Source organism: Caulobacter vibrioides (assembly GCF_002858865.1).
Lineage (GTDB): Bacteria > Pseudomonadota > Alphaproteobacteria > Caulobacterales > Caulobacteraceae > Caulobacter > Caulobacter vibrioides.
The window spans coordinates 98196-123461 of record NZ_PJRR01000025.1 but is presented as its reverse complement, the minus strand read 5'-3'; the positions used below and the strand labels follow the sequence as shown (position 1 = coordinate 123461).

Sequence of the window (25266 nt, the reverse complement as noted above, 5' to 3'; positions counted from 1 at the left end):
TTTCGCAAATCCTCCCCCCAGCGGGGGAGGTGTCGGCCCGCAGGGACGACGGAGGGGGAAGAGGCCGGGCCAGGAGAACTTCCCCCTCCGGCCCTTCGGGCCACCTCCCCCTCTGGGGGGAGGATCTAAAGCGCCGTAAAGCTCACCGCCCCGGCGCTGGCCAGGCTGAGCGCGAACACCGCCTCGCCGTCGTGTTCGCCTGCGTATTCCAGGGCCGCGACGATGAACGCCCCTTCCAGCTGGCCAAAGTCGGGGATGATCAGCCGCCAGACGCGGGCCGACTGGTCGAAGAAGCTGGTGCGCACCTGGGCGTCGGACACAGCGTCGCGGAACACCCCCGAGCCCGACACGGCCACCGACTTGACCCCCGCCCCGGCCAGCAGCTCGCGCCAGCGGCCGGTGCTGTCGCTGTCGGTGATGTCCAGGGTCCTGGCGTTGAGGCTGATCGTGCGGGCGCGCAGGCCCGCCACGGTGTGGAAGGTGGGCGTCGGCGCCCCGTCGCTGATCTTCAGCAGCATGTCCTTGCCGGCTTGGGCGGCCATGGGAGGCTCCTTGTTCTAAAGGGTCTCGGTCACCGCCCGCACGCGGACGATCCCGAGGGTGGTTTCGCGATCGGCGCCGGCGAAGACGTCGGCATAGGGCACGCGCAGGTTCACCAGGCGCCGGCCGACAAGGCTGGGCCGGGCGTCGTGCAGAGCGGCGCGGACGGCGGCGACCAGGGCGCGGGCCTCTTCGGGGCCGCCGAAACGGCTGGCGCAGGTCAGGGTCAGCAGGTGCTCGATCCCCTCCCCGCCGACGCCGCCGACCGCCCGGCCCTCGGCGCGGGTGACGACGACACAAGGATAGGTCGGCAGGCGGGGGCCGGCGCCATACACCCGCTGGCCGGCGATGGCGGTGACGGCGGGCGCGGCCTTCAGCGTCGCGACCAGGGCGTCGATCAGGGGCTTGTCGCTCACAGCCGCGCCTTTCGGTAGGGGGTCAGCCACGGCTCGACGAGGGCCAGCGACGGCTCGCCGGTGTCTCCCAAAGACGAGCGATGCTCGTAGGCGTGGGCGGCCAGGATCAGCACCGAGAGGCGCAGCGGCGCGGGGCTCGTCGCGGTCAGGGCGACGCCGGCGACGGCCCCGACACGCGCCTCGGCCGCGTCGATCAGCAGGGTCAGCAGCGCGTCTTCCGAAGCGTCGGACACGCGCAGAAACGCCCTGGCCTCGGCCAGGGTGAGGGCTTGGGGCATGGGGGGATGTCCTTGAAAATCCTCCCCCAAGCGGGGGAGGTGTCGGCCCGCAGGGACGACGGAGGGGGAAGAGACAGGCGCGCCAGCCTTCCCCCTCCGTCCGCTTCGCGGACACCTCCCCCGTCAGGGGGAGGATTGGATTACGACGCCGCGAACTTCAGCAGCTTCACCGCATCGAAGTTCTGCACGCCGCCGCCGACGCGCTTGGTGGTGTAGAACAGCAAGTGCGGCTTGGCCGAATAGGGGTCGCGCAGCACCCGCACCCCGGCGCGGTCGACGATCAGATAGCCCTTTTCGAAGTCGCCGAACGCCACCGACAGGCTGTTGGCGGCCACATCGGGCATGGCCTCGATCTCGGTGACCGGGAAGCCCAGCAAGCTGGCCGACTGCCCCGGCTGCAGCGCCGCGTTCCAGATGTAGTTGCCTTGGGCGTCCTTGAACTTGCGCACGGCGCTGACCGTGCGGCGGTTCATCACGAAGCGGCCGTTCTGGCGGTACTGGGTCCTGGTCGCGTAGATCAGGTCGATCAGCCTGTCGGTCGGATTGCTGGCGGTCCAGCCGCCGGCGACGCCCGTGGCCAGATAGCCGACCTGGCCCCAGGTGTACGACGCGTCCGGCGCGGCGGTGTAGGCCAAGAGGCCCTTGGGCTTGTTGACCCCGTCGCCGGTGACAAAGGCCGTGGTCTCCTGGGCGGCGAAGGCGTCCTGCACCTCTTCGGCCAGCCACTCGTCGATGCTGACATAGGCGTCGTCCAGCAGGGCCTGGGTGGCGGCCGGGCTGGCGTAGAGCTCGCCGGCCGGGAAGTCGATGACGTCGAGCGTGGGCGCCGTGGTCTCGGGCCGCGCGGCGGTCTCGGCCACCCAGGCGGCGGCCAGACCCGTGGGCGACACCGGCTTGCGGAAGGTCCCCGCGCCGATGGTGCGCACCTGGCAAATTTCTCGCATGGGGCTGGTGGCCGCAAGGCGACGCAGGATCAGCCGCTCCAGCTCCGGCGGGGCGACATAGCCGCCGGCCGTGGCCACGCCCGCCGACAGACCCTTGGCTTCCAGCAGAGCGGCGGCCGTCTCGCCGGTCTTCACATAGCGGTCGAAGGCGGCCTTGCGCTCGTCCACATGCGCCACCGGCGCCTCGCCGCCCAGGGAAGGCCTGCGGGCGTCGCTCAGCATGCGGTCCAGGCGGTCCTGAGCCCGCGAAACGGCCTCGTCGATGCGGCTGACCTTCTCCTCCAGCAGCACGTCGGCCCGCTTGGTTTCGATGGCGGCCAGGCGCTGATCGTTGGCGGCCTTGAAGGCCTCGAACGCGGCCAGCACCTCATGCATCATCGCGCCCGGCGAGGCCGGGGCGTGTTTGGTCTCTTTCATGGAGTTCTCCGAAGAGGATGACCCTTCTCCCCTTGCGGGAGAAGGAGGGACCCGTCGGCCGCATGGCCGGTGGGAGGATGAGGGCGCGCGCCGGCGGCGCCGGGAGACCCCTCATCCGGCCGCTGACGCGGCCACCTTCGCCCGCAAGGGGAGAAGGAAACTTGGCTTGGCCGCCCATCCGGGCGAAGCTGGCGAAATGACCGACCACGCCACACCCAACCTGCCGTCCCGCGACTTTGAGACCACCGCCCGCTTCTATGCGGCGCTGGGGTTCGAGCAGGGCTGGCGCGACGATGGCTGGATGATCCTGGAGCGCGGATCGCTGACGCTGGAATTCTTCCCTTATCCGGATCTGGATCCGGCCAGCAGCGCGTTCAGCTGCTGCCTGAGGCTGGACGACCTCGACGGCTTCTACGCGGTGTGCAAAGCGACCGGCCTGCCCGAAACGACCCTCGGCTGGCCTCGCCTGCACCCGCCCCGCGACCTGGGCCCGATCATCATGGCGGCCCTGATCGACCCGGACGGGACGCTGCTAAGGCTGATCGGAAACGACGCTTAACCGCGCGCCCGGCAGCATCGGAAACGTCACCACCGACACTTCCCAAAGCTCCACGCGCTTCAGCACGCGCAAGCTCCCGTCCTGCCGCGCCTTGACCTGGCGAAAGCCGATGGAGAGGCCGTCCAGCGCCCCGGCCTCGACCAGGGCGGCGACCAAGGTCCCGCGCGGGGTGGTCCGCAAAATCCGGCCGCGCACGAACAGCCCCTTGGCGTCTTCGAAGACCTCGTCCCAGACGCCGATCGGCTCGGCCTCGTCATGCTGGTGCAGCATCGTCACGGGCGCGCCGGCCGCCAGGCTCTGCGCAAAAGCGCCGGCGGCGGTGACGTCGTCATTGAGGTCGCGGGTCCAGAACAGCGAGGCGTAGCCCTCGATCTTCAGGTCACCCGTCATGGCCGCGCTCCAGATGGGCCTCGATACGGATCAGGCTCTGGCGGGCGGCCTCGGCCTGGGCTTCCAGGCGGGCCAAGCGCTCGGCGACCGGGGCCTGGGCTTCGAGGCGGCGCTGCATCTCGTCGATCCGCGCGGCGGCCTTGCCGGCCCACAGCAGGGCGGCGGCGGCCTGCAGGAACACGGTGACCAGCACAGCGGCCGACACCTGGCGGTCCAGCCGCCAGCGGGTGGGTTGAGTCATCAAAACCTCTTGCGACTTGCCCCCTCCGCGCTGACGCGCTCCTCCCCCGGAGGGGGAAGAAGGAGGCTCCTTCCGCCCCCTCCGGGGGCGGACGACCGCGGAGCGGTCAGGTGGGGGCCAGCGGAGCCGGCCGACTAGAGCTCATGACCTGACTTCGTCAGCCCGCGAGCTCTAATTCTTTGTCTTGACGCATTTTTCTTCACGCGAACCGGAACCACTTCGCTCGAAAAATGCTCACTGCTCCAACCCCGCCAGCCGCCGCCGCTCGGCGTCGGTGAGGAAGCTCGCCGCCTGCAGCCGGCTCCACAGGGCGTCGCGTTCGGCCGACAGGGCCGGGACGGCGTCGAGGTCGGGGGCGATCGTCGCACCGGGGACCTTCGCCCCCAGCCAGCCGGTCAGGGCCCGCGCCGCGCGCTGGGCCAGCGGGACCACCGTGCCGCGCCAGAAGGCGGCGTTGGCCTCGCGGTAGTTGGCGTAACTCAAGTCGCCGGGGATACCGAGCAGCTGCGGCGGCACCCCGAACGCCAGGGCGATCTCGCGGGCGGCGGCGTGCTTGCCTTGCGTGAAGTCCATCTCGGCTGGGCTCAGCGACATGGCCCGCCAGTCGAGCCCGCCTTCCAGGAGTAGCGGCCGCCCGGCGTTGGCTTGGCCCGAATGGGCGTTGGCCAGCTCGGTCTTCAGCCGGTCGAACTGCTCGTCGGTCAGGCGGTCGCCGGCGTCTTTGCTCGAATAGACCAGCGCGCCGGAGGGCCTGGCCGAATTGTCCAACAGCGCCTTGTTCCAGGCGCTGGAGGCGTTGTGGACGTCGATCGCGAAGGCGGCCGCCTCCAGCGGCGAGAGGCCGTAGTGATCGTTGGTCGGATTGAACAGCTTCAGGTGCAGCACCGGCAGCCAGCCGTCGCCGTCGCGGCCGATCCGCACCGTGCGCCCGGCGGCCTGATAGTCATAGGCCAGCGGCCAGCCGCGCGGTCCGGGAACCACGGTCATCCGGTCGGGGCGCAGGGCGTAGAGCTCGCTGGGAGCGCCCTCGCCCGCCGCCTCCAGATAGGCGTTGCCGGCCACCTGCAGGTTGCCAAAGAACGCCTCCATCAAATCAGGCCCGCCCTGTTCGGGATTGGGCCGGTCCAGCAGGCGTTTCAGCGGATGATCATCGGCCCGCCGGCCCTCGACAAACACCGCCAAGGGCGTGGCGGCCGCAGCCTCGGCGATCATCCGCACGCAGCGATAGGCCACCGGGTTCTTAGCAAACCCCTCGGCGGCCAGCGCGCCATAGTCCCTGGGCGTCCATTGCGGCCGCCCGCCGGTGGTCAGCGCGATCAGCCGCGCGGCGCGGGAGTCCTTGGCCTCAGGCGGGCGCGGTTTGGAGAAGAGCATGAGGATGCGCTCCGGGGGGATGGAGTTGAGAACGAAGAGGGAACAATGTAGGGTGGTGGGGAAGGCGTAGATCAACTCCTCCCCCTAGCGGGGGAGGTGTCGGCGAAGCCGACGGAGGGGGACGTGAAACGACCCGAGAAACCTTGCATCGCCCAGGCAAGGACACTGCGACGCCAGATGTCGTTGCCCGAGGTGCTGTTGTGGAACGGCCTCCGAGGCGGACGCCTCGATGGCCTGAAGTTCCGCCGCCAGCATCCGATCGGGCCGTATGTGCTCGACTTCTATTGCCCGGCCGCTCACCTGGCGGTCGAAATCGACGGCTGGTCCCACGCGACGGCGGATCGTCCTGAGCAGGACGAGATCCGCGACACGCGACTGGCCGAAGGCGGCGTCCGTACGCTGCGGATTCCGGCGAGCGAAGTCTTGCGGTCCGTGGACGATACGTTGGCGACTATCCTAGAGGCCGCGCGTCCGTGGAAATAAAATCCTCCCCCCAGCGGGGGAGGTGTCGGCCCGTAGGGGCGACGGAGGGGGAAGAGGCCGGGCCAGGAGAACTTCCCCCTCCGGTCCTTCGGACCACCTCCCCCGCTGGGGGGAGGATTTGGAACAACGCGAACCTCAATCCTCCCCCAGAGAGGGAGGATCTTGATCACTTGAGCCCTCACAGCGCCCTAAGCCGCGGCCGCCTCACCTCGCCCAGCATCAACTCGCTCACCGCCCAGACGAGCGCATCCGCGCGGTCGGGGCTGTGTTCCAGGTCGCCCGAGCCCAGGGCCATCAACTCCTCCTCCAGCGCCACGAACGCGCCGCAGTGCAGGACCCGGCCTTGCTCGTACAAGGCCGCCACCGGCTCGGCCCGCGCGCGTTTGCCGATGCTGGCGCGGACCAGTTTCACGCGGCACGGCGGATCGGCCTGGGCCAGCACCGAGCGGACCATGTCGCCGCCCTGGTTGGCCTCGGCCACGAGGGCGTCGGCGGTCCAAGCCCGCGCGGCCGCCACCGCCCGCCCCGCCCAGCCGGCGGGAGACAATCCCCGCGCGGTCTCGTCGGCCAGGACGAAGGCGCGGTCGTCGCGGCGGCCGACCACCACGATGCCGCAGGCGTCGCCCGTGGCGGTGGCGGGCGGGTCGACGGCCACGACCACGCGGTCCAGGCGCGCGGGCCGCGCGGCGCGGCACCTCGCCAGGTCCTCGGCGCGGAAGAGGCCACCGTCGGTCTCGACGACGACGCCGTCCAGCTCCTGAGCCGCCAGACGCGTGCCGCCGTAGAGGCTCGCCAGCGTCCGCAGGAAGGCGGGCGCCAGGTTGCCGGCGTTGGCTTGGGTGCCGGCGCGGGTCAGGGCCACGCCGGGCTCGGCCATCAGGGTCTTGAGCGCCCGATGCGGCTTGGGCGTGGTGGTGACGACAAGGCGCGGGTCCTCGCCTAACCGAAGCCCGAAGCGCAGCATGGCCAGGGTCTCGGCGGGTTTCGGCCAGGCGCAGAACTCGTCGGCCCAGGCGGCGTGGAACTGCGGCCCGCGCAGCGACTCCGGGTCTTCCGCCGAAAAGGCGTAGGCAGTTGCGCCGTTGGGCCAGACCAGGCGCCGACGCGAGGCTTCCCAGCGGGGGCGGTACGCCGGTCCGCCCATGGCCTTGAGGCCAGAAGGCCCCTCGATCATCACCTCGCGGACGTCGTGCAGGGTGGGACCGATCAGCGCCTGGCTCGGATAGGCCATGGCGTTCCAAGTGATCCAGCGCGCCCCGGCGAAGGTCTTGCCCGCGCCGCGCCCGCCCAGCATCAGCCAGGTGGACCACGGGCTGAACGGCGAGGCGAGCTGATGGATCAGCGGCTCGGCCAGGGCCGCGCTAAGTAGGCGTTGTTGATCCTCGGGGGTCAAGGTCGCCACCGCCGTCGCCAGCGCCCTCATCATCTCGACGCTTGAGTTCGAGGAGCTCAGCGAAGCGAGTGAAGCGGGCGACAAGAGCGGCCTGAAGTTCTTCGGGGTCGTCCGGTATGCCGTCATGCATGGAAGCCTCGTCGTCATCGGCCGCCTCGTCGGCGGCGGGTTTGGCTTTGGGCTCAGGGACCATCGTCGCCACCGCCTTGACCGATCGTGCGAAGACGCCGCAGGCGCGGGCGTCCTTCTCGATCTGGGCCCGTTCGGCAGGGTCGGTGGAGACTTCGAAGGCGGCGATGAGCGCATCCATCTTCGCCTGGAGGCGGGTCTGCAGCGTCGCGCTCCAGTCCCGGACCTCGTCGCTTCTTCCGGCCATGACACAAAGATACGGCGCCAGCGGGCGCGGATGATTGGCGGGCGCGTAAAAGTGACAAGCCGCTGATTTCGCGAGACTTCGCCTGGCTTATTCAGAGCGTTCAGGCCCGCCGATCCCCATAGTCGAGGCCCCTGACGGGCAAGCGCGCCGCAAAAACCGGCCTGCTGGGGGCGCCCGATCGGCTATCCTCGCGCCGGCGCGCATGGACATGTCATGTTAGCGCTCCCATATAGCGGCTCCACACCATAACCAGCAGGACGACCATGGCGCATCTGACGGGCGAGCTTCTGATCGGCGGCGAGCGCCGCTTGGGGACCCACGGCGAGATCAAGGGCGTCAATCCGGCCACGGGCGAGACCCTGGAGCCGGCGTTCGGCGGCGCGACCACGGCTGATGTCGAGGCCGCCTGCGCCCTGGCGGCCGAAGCGTTTGGGCCCTACCGGTCCCTGCCCTACGAGACCCGCGCCCAGTTCCTGGAGTCGATCGCCGAGCACATCGAGGCCATCGGCGATGATCTGATCGTCCGCACCATGGCCGAGACCGGCCTGCCGCGCCCGCGCCTGGAAGGCGAGCGCGGCCGCACGGTGGGCCAGCTGCGCCTGTTCGCCGGCGTGCTGCGCGACGGCGGCTTCCTGGAGGCTCGCATCGACCCGGCCATGCCGGACCGCAAGCCCCTGCCGCGTCCGGACCTGCGCCTGCGCAACGTACCGCTGGGCCCTGTGGCCGTGTTCGGGGCATCGAACTTCCCGCTGGCCTTCTCGGTGGCCGGCGGCGACACCGCTTCGGCCCTGGCGGCCGGCTGCCCGGTGATCGTCAAGGCGCACCCGGCCCACCCCGGCGCCTCGGAGCTGGTCGGCCGCGCCATCCAGGCCGCCGTCGCCGCCTGCGGCCTGCCCCCGGGCGTGTTCGCGCTGATCCATGACAGCGGCTATGAGGTCGGCCAGGCCCTGGTCGCCGACGCGAGGATCAAGGCCGCCGGCTTCACCGGCTCGCGCCGCGGGGGCCTGGCTTTGATGGCCATCGCCCAGGGCCGCCCCGAGCCGATCCCGTTCTACGCCGAGATGAGCAGCATCAATCCGGTGATCCTGCTGCCCGCCGCCCTGAAGGCGCGGGCCGACAAGATCGCCCCAGACTTCGTGGCCGCCCTGACGCTGGGGGCCGGCCAGTTCTGCACCAATCCCGGCCTGATCCTGGCCATCGACGGTCCCGAGTTGGACGCCTTCGTCGAGGCCGCCGGCAAGGCCGTCGAGGTCGCCCCGGCCTCGGTGATGCTGACGCCGGGCATCTGCCAGGCCTTCGCCCACGGCGTCGCGGCCCTGACCGACGCCGCCGAGGTCACGACCGTGGCGCGCGGCGTCCCCGGTCCCGACGGCAGCCACACCGGCCGCGCGGCCCTGTTCAGCGTCACGGCCGCCGACTTCCTGGCCAACCCGCACCTGCACGAGGAAGTGTTCGGCGCGGCCTCGCTGGTGGTGCGCTGCGCGGGTCAGGCCGAGCTCGAGGCCGTCATCGCCGCGCTCGAGGGCCAGCTGACCATCGCCATCCACATGGACGAAGCCGACCACGGCGTCGCCGGCGCCCTGCTGCCCGCGCTGGAGCTGAAGGCCGGCCGCATCCTGGTCAACGGTTTCGGCACCGGCGTCGAGGTGGCCCCCGCCATGGTCCACGGCGGCCCGTTCCCCTCGACCAGCGACGGCCGCACGACCTCGGTCGGCACGCTGGCCATTGCGCGCTTCCTGCGTCCGGTCAGCTACCAGAACCTGCCCGAAGCGCTGCTGCCGGCGGAGCTGAAGACGCAGAACCCGCTGGGCGTGGTGCGGCGGGTCGATGGGGTGGTGAAGCTGGGGTAGTCAAACACAAGAACCGCTCTCCTCCCCCACCGGGGGAGGGGGACCGGCGAACGCCGGTGGAGGGGCCAGCCGAACGGCATAGCCCCTCCGGCGATTTCAGAACTCGGCTGATCCGCCGGCCACAGGATGTAACGCCACCGCACAGGGCCCCTCCACCAGCTTCGCTGGTCCCCCTCCCCCAGAGGGGGAGGAGAAACAAGTCGGCCTCTTCAACGCCCGACTGCGGGAGACTTGGCCCTGGCGAACACCTCTCCTCCCCCACCGGGGGAGGGGGACCGGCGAACGCCGGTGGAGGGGCCAGCCGAACGGCATAGCCCCTCCGGCGATTTCAGAACTCGGCTGATCCGCCGGCCACAGGATGTAGCGCCACCGCACAGGGCCCCTCCACCAGCTTCGCTGGTCCCCCTCCCCCAGAGGGGGAGGAGAAATCACTCGCTCCCCCCTCTAGTGCCCCCCGGCGCTCGGCGGCTTGGCGAACTTGGCCACATCCGCTTCCGTCACCGGCTTGGCGTAGCTGTTGCCGAAGTGGGTGCGGACATAGGTCACCGCCTCGGCCATCTGGGCGTTGCTGAGCGAGCCGGCGAAGCCGGGCATGGCGCCCTGGCCGCGCGCCACGACCATGATCGGATAGGCCGCCCCGGCCAGCTTGGGGTTTGAGGCGAGGCCCGGAATGGTCCCCGCCCCGACCGCGCCCTTGGCGTCGGCCATGTGGCAGGCCTGGCAGACCGCGCCATAGACCTGCTCGCCGGTGACGGGCTTTTCGACCCGCACCACCCCGCCGGCAGAGTCTTGTGCAAAAGCGGGGGCGGCCATCAGGGTCGCCGTCAGCAGAAGAAGCTTACGCATGTCAGGGCTCCCGATCAGGCGCTCAGGGCGCGTTTGTGCAGGCGGGTGATGGCGTCGAGGGACGACAGCAGCGCCCCCTCCATCCAGCAGCCGACGTAGGAGGCGTGCTCGCCGGCCAGGACGATCCGGCGGTCCATGGCCACCAGGGTCTGGTAGTGCTGCTTGCGCGTCTCCTCGTTCCAGCGGGCGCAGCAGCCCAGGGTCCAAGGCACGCGGCTCCAGGCCACCGAGGCGCCGGTGCGGAACTCCTTGCGGTAGCTCTTGGGGTGGATCACCGAGCCTTGCGCCAGGGCCACCTCGATCCGCTGCTCGGGCGTCATGCCGGCCAGGCGGAAGGCGCCGAGGTCGCGGGCGAAGGCCCCCAGCAGCACGGCCGGACCGTCCTGGAACAGGTTGTTGTTGGGATAGGAGATCAGGCCGATCTCCTGGTCGGTGAAGCTGTGGCCACCGTAGATGTCGTCGTCCTCCTCCCAGAAGCGACGGTTCATCTCCAGGCCCATCTTGACCTGACCGGAATAGGGCACGGCCTTGATCGCGGCCATCATCTCGTCGGTGACGGCGAGATCCATCTGGCCGAGGATCCCCAGCGGGATCGTACAGACGCACCAGTCGCCCTTGGCCTCGGTGACCTTGCCCGTGACGGTGTCGGCGTAGGTGACGACCACGCCCTTGTCGTCCTGGGCGATCTTGCTGACCTTGGCGTTGTAGGTGATCAGACCCTCGACCTGTTTGGCGAAGGCCTTGCCGATCATGTCCATGCCGCCCACCGGCTGGAACATGGTGGTCTGCATCTCGTGGTTCATGAAGAAGCCCATCGAGGTCCAGACCTGCGGGTCCAAGACGTCGTGCAGGCTGTAGAGGTCGTCGGACGGGATCGGCGCGCCGTCCACCCCGCCGCCGCCGGGCCGCTTGAAGCCCCGGTGCGACGAGGTGCGCAGCGAGGCGGCGTACTTGTAGTCCTTGTCCAGCATGCCCCAGCCCTTCAGGGCTTCCAGCAGGCGCTCGCGGTCCTCGGGCGTGACCGCGTCGTCCAGGGCCTTGGCGTTGACCGACTTGGCCAGGAGCTCGGCGATATTGCCCTCGAAGTCGGCGGCGGCGGCGTTGAAGCGCACCGGCTTGCCGCCGAAGGCCTGGGACGAGTGGATCCAGCCCGAATGGTTGAACTGGATGAACGGCTCCAGGGCCACGCCGAACTGCTTGCAGTAGTGCAGCAGGGTCCGGTGGTGGTGGGGAATGCGCCAGGGGCCGGGGTTGAAGTAGTTGCCGGCCGCATAGCCGACCTTCTGGGTCGCGCCGCCCAGCTCAGTGTAGGTGTCGCCGCCGCGAAGCGACCAGTTGCGGCCGCCGGGGCGGTTCTGGAACTCCAGGATCTGAACCTTGTAGCCGGCCTTGCGCAGCTCGAACGCGGCCAGCAAGCCGGCCAGGCCCGCGCCCAGCACGACGACGCTGGCGCCGGGCCGCGCGCCTTGCAGGTTGGGCGGGCCCGGAAAGCGCGTCTCGGCCGCGTGGCCCAGCGAGGTCATGGCCTGGTAAAGGGCCGCCGTGCCGCCGACCTTGGCGATGGCGGAAAGAAGCTGACGCCGGGTCGGCGTGCGAGCGCCCGATTGCATGAAACTGATCCCCACCGAACCGCCGTACAAGGCGGTGCGGGCCTAGGGGCGCACGGGCGGGCCGGCCGGCGCGAGTCCCGGCGCCGCAATGCGGCAAAGCTTGTGAGCGACGCGCCGAATTATCGGCGCCCGGAGCGTTAGGGTGCGCGCGAAGTGGGCAAAGCCCTCTCGCCCCCTCAGTGCGGCAGCGCGCCGTGCAGCACCAGGGCGGTCACGGCCGCGCGAGTCTCGTCCATGAACGTCCGGTCGGACAGGCTCTTGCCGCTGAGCGCCCGCACCTGGACGGCGAAGTCGGCATAGTGCTGGGTCAGGGCCCAGATCGCGAAGATCAGGTGCGGCGGATCGACGGGCGCCAGCTTGCCCGCCGCGACCCAGGCGGCGATGACCGCGCACTTGGCCTCGAACACCGCCTTCAGGGGACCCGACAGCACGGGCTTGAGCAACGGCGCCCCGCGCAGCATCTCCAGGGCGAACAGGCGCGAGACCTCGGGGTGGTCGCGGCTCATCTCCAGCTTGGCGGCGATCAGGGCGGCGATGGCTTCGGCCGGATCGTCGGCCTCGGTGAAGCGCCCCAAGGGCGAGAGCCACAGCGCCAGCCCCTGCTCCAGCACCGCCAGATAGAGGGCGTCCTTGGACGGGTAATAGTACAGCAGGTTGGGCTTGGAGACCCCGGCCGCCTGGGCGATGGCCTCGACGCTGGCGCCCTCGGGTCCCAGACGGGCGAAGACGGCCAGGGCGGCCTTGAGGATGGCGGCGCGGCGGGCCTCGCCGGCCCGTTCTCGCGGACCCGGCGGGCGGGCCCCGCCGGCCGCCCCGCCGTCGCCGGCTTCGCCCACGCTTTGGGCGGCCTTGACCAGCTTGCGGGCGCCGGACGCCCCCTTGACGGCCGGACGCGCGGCGGCCCCGCGCGGCGGCTTGACGGTCTTGGCGATCGGGTCGGCCATGGCCCCTCAGATCTGGACCATTTGGTCAAACTTGGACCGAACGGTTCGGATTGCAACGTTACGCGAGATGGTATTCCATGCCTGTCGCAAATCACAAGGAGCCGCGTTGATGAGCTCTCCGATCACCCCGCTCTCGCCTGGCTGCGTCATGCTGCCGGCGCGGCCCGAGCCCCTGCCGGTGGACCCGAAGACCACCGCGGTGATCGTCATCGACATGCAGAACGCCTACGCCTCGCCCGGCGGCTATCTGGATCTGGCGGGCTTCGATATCTCGGGCGCGGCCAAGGTGATCCACGAGATCAAGGGCGTGCTGGAGGTGGCCCGCAGCGCCGGCATGACCGTGATCTATTTCCAGAACGGCTGGGACGACGGCTACGTCGAGGCCGGCGGCCCCGGCTCGCCCAACTGGTGGAAGTCCAATGCGCTGAAGACCATGCGCGCCCGCCCCGAGCTGCAGGGCAAGCTCTTGGCGCGCGGCCAGTGGGACTATGAGCTGGTCGACGATCTGACGCCCCAGCCGGGCGACATCCGCCTGCACAAGACACGCTATTCGGGCTTCTTCAACAGCCAGCTGGACAGCGTGCTGCGGGCGCGCGGCATCCGCCATCTGGTCTTCACCGGCATCGCCACGAACGTGTGCGTCGAGTCGACCCTGCGCGACGGCTTCATGCTGGAATATTTCGGAACCGTGCTGGAGGACGCCACCCACCAGGCCGGCCCCGACTTCGTCCAGAAGGCCGCCCTGTTCAACATCGAGACCTTCTTCGGCTGGGTGTCGACCACGGCGGATTTCAAGGGGACGTTCGGGCAGTTGGCGCCGAGTTGAGACGCCGTGCGTCCTTCGAGGCTCGCCTTCGGCTCGCACCTCAGGATGAGGAAGACTGAGCAAGCCGTACTGAACACCTCATCCTGAGGCGCCCGCTCCTAAGCGGGCCTCGAAGGACGCAGGGCCTAAACCAACGAGAGAGACCCCCATGCCCAAGACCGTCATCACCCCGCCCGGGACCCAGACGCCCATCGCCCCGTTCTCACCCGGCACGATGGCCGACGGGGTCGTCTACGTCTCGGGCACCCTGGCCTTCGACAAGGACAACAACGTCGCCTTCCCCGGCGACGCCGAGGCCCAGACCCGCCAGGTGCTGGAGACCATCAAGTCGGTGATCGAGACCGCCGGCGGCACGATGGAGGACGTGACCATGAACCACATCTTCCTGACCGACTGGGTCCACTACGCCCCGATGAACAAGGTCTATGCCGAGTACTTCCCCGGCGACAAACCGGCCCGCTACTGCATCCAGTGCGGCCTGGTGAAGCCTGGCTTCGTGGTCGAGATCGCCTCGGTCGCCCACGTCGGCAAGAAGTAACCGCATGACCACCGGAACCGTCGACGGCCTGCACTACGAACTCCATGGCGGACCCGTCGCCGGGCGCGAGGTCGTGCTGCTGTCGTCGGGCCTGGGCGGCTCGGGCGCGTTCTGGGCGCCGCAGATGCAGGCCCTGACCCAGCGCTGGCCGGTGGTCACCTATGATCATCGCGGCACGGGCCGCAGCGTTCGCGACCTGCCGCCCCGCTACACGCTCGCCCACATGGCCGATGACATGGTCAAGGTCATGGACGCCCTGGGCCTGGCCAAGGCCCATGTGGTCGGTCACGCGGCGGGCGGCAATGCGGGGCTGCAACTGGCGCTGGACCATCCGGATCGCCTGGGCAAACTGGTCGTCGTCAACGGCTGGAGCCGGCCCGATCCGCACATCCGGCGCTGTTTCGACACCCGCCTCCACCTGCTGAACGACACGGGTCCTGAGGCCTACGTCCACGCCCAGCCGATCTTCCTCTATCCGGCCGACTGGATCTCGCGGAACCACACCCGGCTGATGGCCGAGGAGGCCCACCATGTGGCCGCCTTCCCGCCACGCGAGGTGATGCTGGCCAGGATCAACGCCCTCCTGGCCTTCGACATCGACGCGCGGCTGGAAGAGATCACGCACCGGGTGCTGATCAGCGCCAGCGCCGACGACATGCTGGTGCCGATGAGCTGCTCCCAGCGCCTGGCCGGCCGCCTGCCCAACGCCGACTTCCAGCAGGTCGCCTGGGGCGGGCACGGCTTCACCGTCACCGATCCGGAGACCTTCAACGAGGCTCTGGTGAGTTTTCTGGAGGGGGCGTGATGAAGCGTCCTCAAATCCTCCCCCCAGCGGGGGAGGTGGCGCGAAGCGCCGGAGGGGGAAGTGCTGCCGCCCCTGCCGCTTCCCCCTCCGTCGTCTCTTCGAGCCGACACCTCCCCCGCTGGGGGGAGGATTTCCCATTTTCAGAAGGTCCATAATCCCATGCAGGTCGGCGTCTTCATCCCCATCGGCAACAACGGCTGGCTCATCTCCGAGACCTCGCCGCAGTACATGCCCAGCTTCGAGCTGAACAAGGAGATCACCCAGAAGGCCGAGAAGTACGGCTTCGACTTCGCGCTCTCGATGATCAAGCTGCGCGGGTTCGGCGGCAAGACGCAGTTCTGGGAGCACAATCTGGAGAGCTTCACCCTGATGGCGGGTCTCGCCGCGGTGACCTCCAAGATCAAGATCTTCGCCACCGTCGCCACCCTGACCATCCCGCCGGCCATCGTGGCGCGCATGGCCTCGACCATCGACTCGATCGCCCCCGGGCGCTTCGGCGTGAACCTGGTCACCGGCTGGCAAAAGGCCGAGTACTCGCAGATGGGCCTCTGGCCCGGCGAGGCGCACTATACCGACCGCTACAACTATCTGGCCGAATACACGACCGTGCTGAAGGACTTGCTGGAGACCGGCGTTTCGGACTTCAAGGGCCAGTACTTCACCATGGACGACTGCCGGGTCAGCCCGCACCCCAAGGAGACCAAGCTGATCTGCGCCGGCTCGTCCGACGAGGGCCTGGCCTTCACGGCCCAGTACGCCGACTACAGCTTCGCCCTGGGCAAGGGGACCAACACCCCGACCGCCTTCGCCTCGGTCAATCACCGCCTGGAGGCCGCCGCCGCCAAGACCGGCCGCGACGTCCAGTCGTTCATCCTGTTCATGGTGATCGCCGACGAGACCGACGAGAAGGCGATGGCCAAGTGGCAAAAGTACCGCGACGGCGCCGACCAGGAGGCCCTGGCCTGGCTCACGCAGCAAGCCGCCCCCAACGCCAAGGCCGGCGCGACCACCAACACCCAGCAGCTGGCCGCCCCGGAATCGGCGGTGAACCTGAACATGGGCACGCTGGTGGGCAGCTATGAGAGCATCGCCCGGATGATGGACGAGATCGCGCAGGTGCCGGGCACCGCCGGCGTGCTGCTGACCTTTGATGACTTCGTCCAGGGGGTGGAGGATTTCGGGACGAAGATCCAGCCGCTGATGAAGAGCCGGGGGTAGCTGGAAAATCCTCCCCCTAGCGGGGGAGGTGTCGGCTCGAAGAGACGACGGAGGGGGAAGAGGCCGGCTCAGCGGGACTTCCCCCTCCGGTCCTTCGGACCACCTCCCCCGCTGGGGGGAGGATTTCAAATCAATCCACCGACAGCATCCCCTCCAGCTTCAGGCGGAACACCAGGGTGCTGTCAGGCGGGATCTCGCCCATGTCGCGCGAGCCGTAGCCCAGCTCCGGTGGGATGAAGAGCGTCCACTCGTCGCCCACCTTCATCAGCGGCAGGGCCTCCAGCCAGCCCCGGATCAGGCCGTCGGCCGGCATGATCGCCGCCTTGCCGCGCGCGAAGCTTGAGTCGAAGACCGCGCCGTTCAGCAGCTTGCCCTCGTAATTGACCTTGATGATGTCGCCCAGCTTCGGCGAGGGGGCGTCCTTGGGGCCCGAGGCGATGACCTTGTACTGCAGGCCCGACGGCAGGCTGACCACGCCCGGCGCCTTGGCGTTGTTGGCGAGGAAGGCCTTGCCCGCGAGGGCGGCGGCCGAAGGGCCGGCGTTCAGCTGCGGCGGGGCCGAGGGCGTGACCTGGGCATGGGCGGCGCCGGCGGCGGCGAGAGCGGCCGTGACGGCCAGGGAAGCAAGAAGGCGCATGGGTCTTTCGAGGTTCGATTCCGGTGGCGGCACCGTAGCCATCCTTGACCCGAACTTCGCGGCGAAAATGTGCGCGCCCCCTCCGTCACGGCGCGTATCCGCGCCGTGCCACCTCCCCCGCAAGCGGGGCAGGAGGGAGCCAGTCCTCCTCACCCGTGAAACGGGGGAGGTGGCGCGGCGCGCAGCGCCGTGACGGAGGGGGCGCGCACCAACCCACCCGTTCAGGGCCGACAAAACGCCCCACAGATACCGCTAACAATTTCCGCCCGACCCGCCACTTTCGATATTGATCTTACAAGTGAGCCGCGGTCATCTGACCTCACCATGCATCGCCTCACCCCCGCCCTCGCCGCCCTGCTCCTGGGCCTCGCCGCCACGTCCGCTCACGCCGAGCCCGCACCCCGGATCGCCAAGATCGACGGCGTCCAGCGCCTGCTGGTCAATGACAAGCCGTTCCTGATCCTGGGCGGCGAGCTGGGCAATTCCTCGAGCTCGGACCTGAAGGACCTGTCAGGCCACTGGGCGGTGATGAAGGCGGCCAACCTCAACACCGTGCTGGCCCCGGTCGCCTGGGAGCAGGTCGAGCCCGTCGAGGGCAAGTTCGACTTCACGGTTCTGGACGGGATGATCCAGCAGGCCCGCGCCCACGACATGCGGCTGGTCTTGCTGTGGTTCGGGGCCTGGAAGAACAGCATGTCGACCTACACCCCGGCCTGGGTGAAGCGCGACCCGGCCCGCTTCCCCTACGCCCGCACGGCCCAGGGCAAGGCGGTCGAGATTCTCAGCGCCTCCTATCCGGCCACCCGCGACGCCGACGCCAAGGCCTTCGCCGCGATGATGGCCCACCTGAAGGCGGTGGACAGCCAGCAGCGCACCGTCCTGATGGTCCAGGTCGAGAACGAGATCGGCATGCTGCCGGAGGCGCGCGACCGCACCAAGGCCGCTGAGGCCGACTTCAACAAGCCCGTGCCGGCCGCCGCCCTCAAGGTGCTGAGCGGCCAGATCAAGGGCAAGAAGACCGGGACCTGGGAAGAGGTGTTCGGCGCGTCGCTGGCCACGGACGAGCTGTGGCAGGCCTGGACCTTCGGCCGCTATGTCGAGGCGCTGGCGGCGGCGGGCAAGAAGGCCTACGACCTGCCGTTGTTCGTCAACGCGGCGCTGCCGCGTCCGGGCGCGGTTCCGGGCGGCTATCCCAGCGCCGGCCCCCTGCCCCACCTGATCGACCTGTGGCGGGCGGCCGCCCCGTCCTTGGACATGCTGTCCCCCGACATCTACTACCCGAACTTCACCGAGTGGATGCCGCCCTACGATCGGCCCGACCAGCCTTTGTTCATCCCCGAGGCCGACCAGGCCGGCAAGACGCCCGCCCCGGGCAACGCCTTCTGGGCCATCGGCGAGCATGACGCGATCGGCTTCTCGCCGTTCTCGATCGAGCACCTGCCGCCCGAGGGCGTGAAGACCCTGGGCGCGGCCTATCGCCTGCTGGACCAGCTGACGCCCCTGATCACCACCCACGACGGCGGCAAGACCATGCGCGGCTTCCGCGCGCCGGTGGCCTATGACGGCACGGTCGACCTCACCCCGCGCAAGGCCAGCTTCGGCCCCTGGGACTTCACGGTGACCGTGGTCGATCCCTGGACGCCCAAGGACCGCCAAGACTACGCCGCCCACGGCGGCCTGGTGATCCAGACCGGTGCGGACGAGTTCATCGTCGCGGGGCGCGGGATCACCATGACCTTCGCCACCCAGGACGGATCGGTGGGCCTGGAGACGGTGCGCGAGCTGCGCTTCGAGAACGGCCAGTGGGTCGACGGCCGCTGGCTGAACGGCGACCAGACCCACCAGGGCCGCCACATCCGCCTGCCGCCGACCGAGTTCGGCGTGCAGCGGGTGAGGTTGTATCGGTACAAGTGACCCCTCTCCTCCCCCATCGGGGGAGGGGGACCGCCGAACGGCGGTGGAGGGGCCAGCGGCGGCGCGGCCTCTTCTTGCCGGATCAAGACTGGTGCGGGCTTACGCAGACGACAGGGGGCTCACCACCGCTCAGGGCCCCTCCACCGGCGTTCGCCGGTCCCCCTCCCCCAGAGGGGGAGGAGAAGTTGCGCCGCCCCTACTCCTCCACCCCATGGGCGTAGACGCCCAGCATGGTCCCCACGAACCCGCCGGCCACCTTGGTGCTGAGCGTCGTGGCGTCCGCCCCCGCCTTCAGCACCTCCCACTGACCGGGCTTGGCCGCGTAGGCGAAGTCCATGGTCCCGCCGCGCACGGCGATCTTCAGGTCCAGGCCCTGGCCCGGCTTCAGCGCCACCGGCGCCTGCGCCACCACGACGCCGTCCAGCGGGTCGTCCTTGCCGGTCCGCTTCTCGACCCGGACCACGGTCTGGCCGCCCGCGCGCGAGAGGCCCACGAACCAGTAGAAGTCGTCGTTCTGCACCGCCACCAGGCCCGCCTTGTCGCCGTCGGCCTTGGGGTCGAAGCGGACGGTGGTGCTGACGCTGGCGTTCATGTGCTGCTGGCGGCGGGCCCAGATCGAGGGCTGCTCGTGGCCGCCCAGCCTGTCCTTGCGGGCCTCCAGGCTGAGCGTCCCGTCCTTGACCGACCACCAGCGCTTGCTGGGGATGCGCATGGTCATCCAGCTCATCGGCAGTTCGGGACCTTCGAAGGTCTCGGCCGCCTTGAACGGGCCCGCGGTCGGGGCGGTCTTCAGCGCCGGCAGCTTGGGCGCGTCGGCGACATGGGGGATGGTCTTGCCGTTCTCCAGGATCACCGGCCAGCCGTCCTTCCACACGACCGGCAACAGGAAGGTCTCGCGGCCGGTGTTGTAGAGATCATCGCCATAGGGGCGCACCGCCAGGAAGGTCGCCCACCACTGGCCGTCGGGGGTGTCGACGATGTCGGCGTGGCCGGCCGAGGTGATCGGCAGCGGCCGGTCGCGCGGCAGGTCGCGCTGGGTGAGGATCGGATTATTCGTATACGGAACATAAGGCCCGGTGACCGACTTCGAGCGCAGCACCACCTGGCTGTGGCCCTCGGCGGTGCCGCCCTCGGCGGCGGTCAGATAGTACCAGCCGTCCTTCTTCAGGATGTGCGGCCCCTCGGGCCAGATCGGCTTGGTGGCGGGATCGACGCCCTTGTCCAGCAGCAGCGTGGCCGGACCGATGGTCGTCTGGGTCTTGGGGTCGTATTCGTGGATCCAGAGGGCGCGGTGGCCCGGATATTCGGGCGGGCCCGGCGGTCCGTCATTGTTGACGATCCAGACGCGGCTGTCGTCGTCGAAGAAGATCGAGGGGTCGATGCCGCCCACCTTGGGCAGCCAGACCGGATCCGACCACGGCCCCTTCGGGTCCTTGGCGGTGATCAGATAGTTGCCGCCGCAGTCGACGCAGGTGTTGAGGATGTAGAACACCCCCTGATGCGCCTGGATCGCCGGGGCGAACACCGCGCGCGACAGACCCAGCCGCTTGAAGTCCAGCATGCCGGGACGGTCGATGGCGTTGCCGATCTGCTCCCAGTGGACGAGGTCGGTGGAGTGGAAGACCGGCAGGCCCGGGAACCAGGCGAAGGTCGAGTTGACCAGATAGAAGTCCTTGCCCGCCCGCGTCACGCTGGGATCGGGATAGAAGCCTTGAACGACCGGGTTGCGGTACTGGCCGGGCCCCGCCTTGATCGCGTCGGACGGATCAGAGCCCTCGTAGACGAAGTTGCTGAACTGGGCCGTCCTGGGCGCGGCGATCGCGCTGGAGGCCATCAACGCCAGGGCCAGGGCGGTCAGGGTGGGTCGGAACATCGGAACCTCCTGATAATGAACACTATTTCCGTGTCATCCCGGACGGCCCGGGAGGGCCGATCCGGGACCCAGGGGGTGACGAAACGCCGTGCGCGCCGCCCCTGGGTCCCGGCGCTTCGCGCTGCGCGCTACGGCCGGGATGACACGGGATTTTCTGTGAGGGAACGATCCCTACCGCGCCGGCGCGGCCTTCAGCGCCGCGGCCACCGCCTCGCGCAGGGGCTTGGGCTGATAGTTGTCGTCATAGAGGGTCGGGCGCTTGGGCTGGCCGTCCTGGCGCGGCCAGCGGCCTTGCAGCCACGAGTACTTGTCGACCAGACCCCAGGCCAGGATCTCCTTGGTCTGACGATAGCTCAGCATCTGGTCCAGATAGGCCTTGGCGTAAGCCGCCACCGCCGCATCGCGCGGGCCAAAGTCGTAGGGCAGCCCTTTGTCGTGGACGTCGAACTCGGTGACCATCAGGTCATAGCCCATGCCGGTGACGTCGTTCAGGAACGCGGTCCACGCCTTTTCCTGCGGCTTGCCGAAGCCGGTGAAGCTGTCGGCGTTTTCGGCGCCGATGTGGCTCTGCACCCCCAGGGCGTCGACCGGCGTCCCGCGTTTCTTGAAGCCTTCCAGCAGCTTGAGCACGCCGTAGCGGTGCTTCTCGTTGCCGGCCTCCTGGCTCATATAGTCGTTATAGACGAGGCGGGCCTTGGGCGCGGCTTCGCGGGCCACGTGGAACGACAGGTCCAGCACCTCTTCCTTGCCCATGGCGTCGGAGAGGAAGGTCGAGCGGATCGAGCCGTCGGCCGGATCGACCGTCTCGTTGACGACGTCCCACGAGATCATCTGGGGATAGCGCCGGCACAGGGCCTGGATGTGCTCGGTGACCATCTTGGCGGCGGCCTCGGCGGGCTTGGCCCCAAGGTCATAGCCCTTCACCCAGTTCGGGAACCACTGCGGATGGTGCCACAGCAGGGTGTGGCCGCGCAGGGCCTGGCCGTTGGCCTTGGCGAAATCGGCGATGCGGTCGGCGCGCTCGAAGTCGAAGCCCTGGGGGCCGCGCGCGCGCAGGACATACCATTTCAGCTCGTTCTCATGGACCAGCACGCCGCACTCGCGGGCCAGGATCTCACGATACCGGGCGTCCTCGAAGGAGCCGGTGATCGACCCCTTGGGGCCGGCGCCGACGGCGCTGCCGAACGCGATCCCCTTGGCCTTGGCCAACTCACGCAACGAGGGTCCTTCGGCGGCCAGGGCGGGGCCCGCCAGGGCGCTGGCGGCGCCGGCGGCGAGAAGGTCGCGACGGGACAGGGTCATGACACGCGCTCCAAGAAAAACGCGCACCGTTATGAGGGACGATGCGCGTGAAAAAGTTGGCAGGAGTAACCGAGCCCCGCCGCGGACCTCCGAAACGGAAAGAAGGCGTCGACGAAACTCTTCCGCGATCCCCGGCCCGAGGCGAACGCCTCAGGCCGGGTTTCATCGGAACTAGAAGCTGGCGCGCAAGACGAACGTGTAGCGCCGGTCGTTCATGAACCACGAGCGGCCGGTCTTCAGCAGGTCGCTGTTGAGGACCTGGGTGGCGCGCGTGGTTTCGTTCAGCAGGTTCACGCCCTGGACGCCGACCTTCATCTTGTCGTTGATCGTGTAGAAGAACGAGCCGTCCAGCTGGCCGGTCGCCTCGTTCATGATCGGGGCGTAGGGGATGATGACGTCGCGGACGGTGAGCAGGAAGTCCGAACGCCAGCTGTAGGCCAGACGCGCCGAGACCTTGTTCTTCTCGTAGATGACCGCGAGGTTGGCGTTGTACTTCGACAGGCCCTGCAGCGGCAGCTTGCTGGTGTCGACCGTGGTCACGCGGCCGGCGCCGACATCGGGGTCGGTGGCCGACAGGGTGCTTTGCGGCACGCCCTTGCTCTCGATGTAGCTGAAGTTGGCGTTGACGCCGAGACCGTCGAAGGGCTTGGGCAGGAAGTCGTAGAACTGCTGGTAGCCGACTTCGAAGCCCTTGATCTTGCCCGTCTGATCCGAGTTGCCCGGCGTCGTCACCAGGGCGCTGAACGTGGCGCCGTTGTTGGTGAACGGCAGACGCACCGTCGTGTTGGCGGCGACGTCGTTCAGCTCCTTGTAGAACAGAGCCAGCGTCAACGAGCCGACCGGCGCGAAGTACCATTCGACCGAGGCGTCGACGTTCTTCGAGGTCGTCGGCTTCAGGTAGGGGTTGCCGACCGTGACGTTGCCGGAGGGCTGACCGTTGGTGATGCCGTCGAAGTTCGTGTTCAGCGACAGGTTATAATAGTTGCGCGTCAGGCCGATGTCGGGCGGCGTCATCGTCTTGGACAGGCCCAGACGATATTGCAGACCGTGCGGGGCCATGACCTTCAGGTTGAGGCTGGGCAGCCAGTACTCGAACGAGGTCTTGACCGAGCTCGGCACCGTGGCGCCGTTCTGCCAGGCCCGAGCGGCGGCGCGGACCTGCGGGGTCAGACCGCAGAACGACGAGGGCACGAACGGAGCCTTCGGCTCAGGGCGACCCTGCCATTCGGTGAATTGAGCGACGCACTCTTGGTCCGTGGACAGGCCCGTCGCGATCGGGAAGGCCAGGAAGCCGTCCGACTGGCGCGTCGTCTTGGTGTAGCGCAGGCCGACATTACCGCTGATCTGCAGGTCGCCGCTCTCGCCCTTGAACCGGGTCATGAGATAGGCCGACTTGGTGACCTCGTTGACGGGGTTGATTTCCTGCGGACGGAACGGCGTCCCCGGGATCACGCCGCAACGCTGGGCCGAAGGCACCCAGTTCTGCGGGCAATTGCCGGCGAGACGCGCCCGCCACTCGTCACCGACCGACAGGGCGAACTTGGAAACCAGATCGTAGTTGTCGGCGGTGTTGCGGCTGAAGAACAGGCGTCCGTCACCGACCGGCGAGGCGATCTTGCCCCGCATGAAGTTGTCAAAGCCGTACAGCTCGACCCGGCCGACGCTGGTGTCGCCGCCGGCCACGGCCGGGTTGCCGTTGATCGGATCGTCGAACCAAACCGGGCCGTTGTTGCCCCAGATTTCGCTGAGGGCGCCCCAGTTATAAGACGAGAAGCGGGTCGTCTGATCCCGCTCGGACCAGCGAACGCCGGCCTTGACCGAGTCGAACCAGGTGTCGTTGTGGAACTTGTATTCGACGTCGATCTTGGCGGCGTCTTCGGTGCCGTCCGACTTCTCGAAGTGGTCCATCGCCGAGCGCCAGAAGCTGTTGTAGGCGGCGGCGAGGTTGCCGTTGGCGCCCCGCGCGTAGGACGGGCAGTTGTTGTTGAACGGCGCGCAGTTCGACGGCGTCGTGCCATTGCCCGGCGCGGTGAAGTTGACCTCCGGCAGCTTGTTGCCGTTCAGCGTGATGGCCGCGTTCTGGAAGCTGGAGCCCCAGATGCCCATGCTGAGCGCATCGACCTTGGAGTCGACGTGCTGGGCGTCGAACTGGACGCCCCAGTGCTCGTTCGGCGTCCACCGGAAATTGAAGCCGTAGTCGGTGGTCTGGTTGGTGTTGTTTTCGTCGCGACGGATGTTGTTCGACTGCAGACCGTCGATCGGCGTGCGCGGATCGGACGTGAACTGGTCGGAACGCCAGCCGGTCGTGCCGGTGATGACGCCTTTGGTGAACACGCCGTCTTCGTCGAAGCTGAACGTCGTGCCGGCCGCCGGACGCGAGTCACCGTTGCCGGCGACGTTGTCGGTGGCGATTTCGATGGCGCGCTCGGTCCACCGGGTCTGCGACTTGGAGTTCAGGTACTGGAACGCGGCCTGCATCGTGCCGTCGTTGCTCTTCCACTGCAGGGCGAGGGCCTGGCCCTGGCGCTTGCGGTCGTTCTCGGTCGAGCGCATCGCCGCGCCGCGCGGGAACCACACGCCCCGGGTTCCGTTGCCGCAGTTCGAGACGGCTTGGCCAAGGTTGGTGCGGCAGCCGAAGTTCGAGATCTGGATGGCGTCGTTGCGGCTGGACAGCTCGGAATGCACGAAGCTGGCCAGGACGCCGACTTGACCGATGTTGGTTTCGAAACGGTCGCTGTAGAGGAACGAGTAGGTCGGCTTCCAAGCCTTGACGAGGTCGCCATAGCTGGCTTCCGCCGACATCGACAGGATGCGCTTGTTGCTGTCGAACGGCAGGCGGGTGCGCAGGTTCACCGTGCCCGAGATGCCGCCTTCGATCATGTCGGCCGACGGGCTCTTGAACACGTCGACGCCGCCCATCAGCTCGGCCGGAACGTCGGCGAAGCTGAGGATGCGGCCGTTGTTGGCGGTGAAGGTGTCGCGGCCGTTCAGCTCCGAACGGATGAAATTCAGGCCGCGCACCACGACGCCCGAGCCTTCGACCGAGAAGTGGTCAGGGTCGACGCTGGCGGCGAAGCGGTTGATGGCCACGCCCGGAACGCGCTGCAGCGCTTCGGTGACCGAGCGGTCCGGCAGGGCGCCGATGTCTTCGGCGGTGATCGAGTCGCCGATGATTTCCGACGACTGCTTCAGCTGCTGGCTGCTCTTGAGGCTCTGCTTGATGCTGGTGACGATGACTTCGTCGACCGTCTGGTTTTCGCTTTTCGCGGTCTGCGCCATGGCCGGCGCGCCGACGACCAGCGCGCCCAGCGCCAGCATCGAGGCTCCGTACTTCAGTCGCGTCGTGAAGGAATTGCGTCCGCCCCCGGCGGACAGCCTGTTGGCCGTGCCCATTTAATCCACCTCCCCATTTGTTGTCGGTAGCAAGGTAGCGCTACCATTGATCATGTTACCGTGACCATTGTGGTCAGATCACACGACTGACCACCTGGC

General features: G+C 68.7%; 24 protein-coding genes and 4 pseudogenes. 9 read left to right on the top strand and 19 right to left on the bottom strand.

Annotation, left to right across the window (positions count from 1 at the left end; genetic code table 11):
* Positions 1–5 precede the first annotated feature (5 nt).
* From CVUC_RS19980 to CVUC_RS19180, 5 genes and pseudogenes are all read right to left on the bottom strand, one after another.
* Positions 6–127 (bottom strand): annotated as a pseudogene (locus CVUC_RS19980) (peptidase); the annotation flags it as partial.
* Positions 126–542, bottom strand: a complete 417-nt coding sequence (locus CVUC_RS19200; RefSeq protein WP_010920622.1) for a phage major tail protein, TP901-1 family — start codon at positions 540–542, stop codon at positions 126–128. The gene CVUC_RS19200 and the pseudogene CVUC_RS19980, both read right to left, overlap by 2 nt.
* A 15-nt stretch (positions 543–557) precedes the next feature.
* Positions 558–956 carry a DUF3168 domain-containing protein gene (locus CVUC_RS19195; protein ID WP_096033982.1) on the bottom strand — a complete coding sequence of 133 codons (399 nt, stop codon included), beginning with the start codon at positions 954–956 and terminating at the stop codon, positions 558–560.
* A complete protein-coding gene (locus tag CVUC_RS19190; protein WP_096033983.1) occupies positions 953–1234 on the bottom strand; it encodes a head-tail connector protein in 282 nt (93 codons plus the stop codon). Before CVUC_RS19190 ends, CVUC_RS19195 begins: the two co-directional genes overlap by 4 nt.
* Positions 1235–1374: 140 nt before the next feature.
* Positions 1375–2595, bottom strand: a complete 1221-nt coding sequence (locus tag CVUC_RS19180) for a phage major capsid protein (protein ID WP_096033984.1) — start codon at positions 2593–2595, stop codon at positions 1375–1377.
* 196 nt (positions 2596–2791) lie between these two features.
* Between CVUC_RS19180 and CVUC_RS19170 the strand changes: the two genes are divergently transcribed.
* Positions 2792–3154 (top strand): bleomycin resistance protein, encoded by a 363-nt coding sequence (locus CVUC_RS19170; protein WP_010920626.1) that lies wholly within the window; start codon positions 2792–2794, stop codon positions 3152–3154.
* Here CVUC_RS19170 and CVUC_RS19165 read toward each other — a convergent pair.
* The 3 genes from CVUC_RS19165 to CVUC_RS19155 all read right to left on the bottom strand — a co-directional run bounded on the left by CVUC_RS19165 (position 3128) and on the right by CVUC_RS19155 (position 5159).
* Complete coding sequence (locus CVUC_RS19165; protein ID WP_096033986.1) at positions 3128–3544, bottom strand: HK97 family phage prohead protease; 417 nt, start codon at positions 3542–3544, stop codon at positions 3128–3130. The genes CVUC_RS19170 and CVUC_RS19165 overlap by 27 nt on opposite strands.
* Positions 3534–3785 (bottom strand): hypothetical protein, encoded by a 252-nt coding sequence (locus CVUC_RS19160; protein WP_096033987.1) that lies wholly within the window; start codon positions 3783–3785, stop codon positions 3534–3536. Before CVUC_RS19160 ends, CVUC_RS19165 begins: the two co-directional genes overlap by 11 nt.
* A 234-nt stretch (positions 3786–4019) precedes the next feature.
* A complete protein-coding gene (locus tag CVUC_RS19155) occupies positions 4020–5159 on the bottom strand; it encodes a phage portal protein (protein ID WP_096033988.1) in 1140 nt (379 codons plus the stop codon).
* A gap of 177 nt (positions 5160–5336) precedes the next feature.
* Here CVUC_RS19155 and CVUC_RS19150 point away from each other — a divergent pair, with 177 nt between their 5' ends.
* Entirely contained in the window at positions 5337–5642 is a 306-nt protein-coding gene (locus CVUC_RS19150) for an endonuclease domain-containing protein (protein ID WP_096033989.1), read from the top strand.
* 178 nt (positions 5643–5820) lie between these two features.
* Here CVUC_RS19150 and CVUC_RS19145 read toward each other — a convergent pair whose 3' ends face one another.
* Both CVUC_RS19145 and CVUC_RS20630 read right to left on the bottom strand, forming a co-directional pair.
* The gene (locus CVUC_RS19145; protein WP_233279788.1) at positions 5821–7119 is read right to left on the bottom strand and encodes a DNA-packaging protein; all 1299 of its coding nucleotides are present in this window, start codon (positions 7117–7119) and stop codon (positions 5821–5823) included.
* Complete coding sequence (locus CVUC_RS20630) at positions 7004–7345, bottom strand: hypothetical protein (RefSeq protein WP_233279789.1); 342 nt, start codon at positions 7343–7345, stop codon at positions 7004–7006. Before CVUC_RS20630 ends, CVUC_RS19145 begins: the two co-directional genes overlap by 116 nt.
* 329 nt (positions 7346–7674) lie before the next feature.
* On the opposite strand from CVUC_RS20630, the gene CVUC_RS19140 reads away from it, so the two are divergent.
* On the top strand, positions 7675–9261 hold the full coding sequence (locus CVUC_RS19140; RefSeq protein WP_096033991.1) for an aldehyde dehydrogenase (NADP(+)): 1587 nt from the start codon (positions 7675–7677) through the stop codon (positions 9259–9261).
* Positions 9262–9480: 219 nt separating this feature from the next.
* Here the strand turns inward: CVUC_RS19140 and CVUC_RS19130 are convergent.
* From CVUC_RS19130 to rutR, 4 genes and pseudogenes are all read right to left on the bottom strand, one after another.
* A pseudogene (locus CVUC_RS19130) lies at positions 9481–9636 on the bottom strand (hypothetical protein); the annotation flags it as partial.
* Positions 9637–9705: 69 nt separating this feature from the next.
* On the bottom strand, positions 9706–10107 hold the full coding sequence (locus CVUC_RS19125; protein ID WP_096033993.1) for a c-type cytochrome: 402 nt from the start codon (positions 10105–10107) through the stop codon (positions 9706–9708).
* 14 nt (positions 10108–10121) lie between these two features.
* On the bottom strand, positions 10122–11747 hold the full coding sequence (locus CVUC_RS19120; protein WP_096033994.1) for a flavin monoamine oxidase family protein: 1626 nt from the start codon (positions 11745–11747) through the stop codon (positions 10122–10124).
* Positions 11748–11893: 146 nt separating this feature from the next.
* Complete coding sequence (gene rutR, locus CVUC_RS19115; protein ID WP_096033995.1) at positions 11894–12661, bottom strand: HTH-type transcriptional regulator RutR; 768 nt, start codon at positions 12659–12661, stop codon at positions 11894–11896.
* A gap of 109 nt (positions 12662–12770) precedes the next feature.
* Between rutR and rutB the strand changes: the two genes are divergently transcribed.
* The 4 genes from rutB to rutA all read left to right on the top strand — a co-directional run bounded on the left by rutB (position 12771) and on the right by rutA (position 16048).
* The gene (gene rutB, locus CVUC_RS19110) at positions 12771–13487 is read left to right on the top strand and encodes a pyrimidine utilization protein B (RefSeq protein WP_096033996.1); all 717 of its coding nucleotides are present in this window, start codon (positions 12771–12773) and stop codon (positions 13485–13487) included.
* A gap of 148 nt (positions 13488–13635) precedes the next feature.
* Positions 13636–14025, top strand: coding sequence for a pyrimidine utilization protein C (gene rutC, locus CVUC_RS19105; protein ID WP_096033997.1), 390 nt, complete (start codon positions 13636–13638; stop codon positions 14023–14025).
* A gap of 4 nt (positions 14026–14029) precedes the next feature.
* Positions 14030–14830 carry a pyrimidine utilization protein D gene (rutD, locus tag CVUC_RS19100; RefSeq protein ID WP_096033998.1) on the top strand — a complete coding sequence of 267 codons (801 nt, stop codon included), beginning with the start codon at positions 14030–14032 and terminating at the stop codon, positions 14828–14830.
* A gap of 159 nt (positions 14831–14989) precedes the next feature.
* Positions 14990–16048 (top strand): pyrimidine utilization protein A, encoded by a 1059-nt coding sequence (gene rutA, locus CVUC_RS19090; protein ID WP_096033999.1) that lies wholly within the window; start codon positions 14990–14992, stop codon positions 16046–16048.
* Between the two features lie 130 nt (positions 16049–16178).
* Here rutA and CVUC_RS19085 read toward each other — a convergent pair whose 3' ends face one another.
* Together CVUC_RS19085 and CVUC_RS20625 are read right to left on the bottom strand one after the other, a co-directional pair.
* On the bottom strand, positions 16179–16685 hold the full coding sequence (locus CVUC_RS19085; protein ID WP_096034000.1) for an FKBP-type peptidyl-prolyl cis-trans isomerase: 507 nt from the start codon (positions 16683–16685) through the stop codon (positions 16179–16181).
* A gap of 85 nt (positions 16686–16770) precedes the next feature.
* Positions 16771–16910, bottom strand: a pseudogene (locus tag CVUC_RS20625) (hypothetical protein).
* Between the two features lie 99 nt (positions 16911–17009).
* On the opposite strand from CVUC_RS20625, the gene CVUC_RS19080 reads away from it, so the two are divergent.
* Positions 17010–18599, top strand: coding sequence for a DUF5597 domain-containing protein (locus CVUC_RS19080; protein ID WP_096034001.1), 1590 nt, complete (start codon positions 17010–17012; stop codon positions 18597–18599).
* A gap of 81 nt (positions 18600–18680) precedes the next feature.
* Positions 18681–18800, top strand: a pseudogene (locus tag CVUC_RS20910) (hypothetical protein); the annotation flags it as partial.
* Here the strand turns inward: CVUC_RS20910 and CVUC_RS19075 are convergent.
* From CVUC_RS19075 to CVUC_RS19060, 3 genes are all read right to left on the bottom strand, one after another.
* A complete protein-coding gene (locus CVUC_RS19075; RefSeq protein WP_096034002.1) occupies positions 18796–20472 on the bottom strand; it encodes a glycoside hydrolase family 43 protein in 1677 nt (558 codons plus the stop codon). The pseudogene CVUC_RS20910 and the gene CVUC_RS19075 sit on opposite strands and share 5 nt — an antisense overlap.
* A 171-nt stretch (positions 20473–20643) precedes the next feature.
* Entirely contained in the window at positions 20644–21801 is a 1158-nt protein-coding gene (locus tag CVUC_RS19065) for an endo-1,4-beta-xylanase (RefSeq protein ID WP_164468188.1), read from the bottom strand.
* A gap of 144 nt (positions 21802–21945) precedes the next feature.
* The gene (locus CVUC_RS19060; protein ID WP_096034004.1) at positions 21946–25167 is read right to left on the bottom strand and encodes a TonB-dependent receptor; all 3222 of its coding nucleotides are present in this window, start codon (positions 25165–25167) and stop codon (positions 21946–21948) included.
* Positions 25168–25266: the final 99 nt, after the last annotated feature.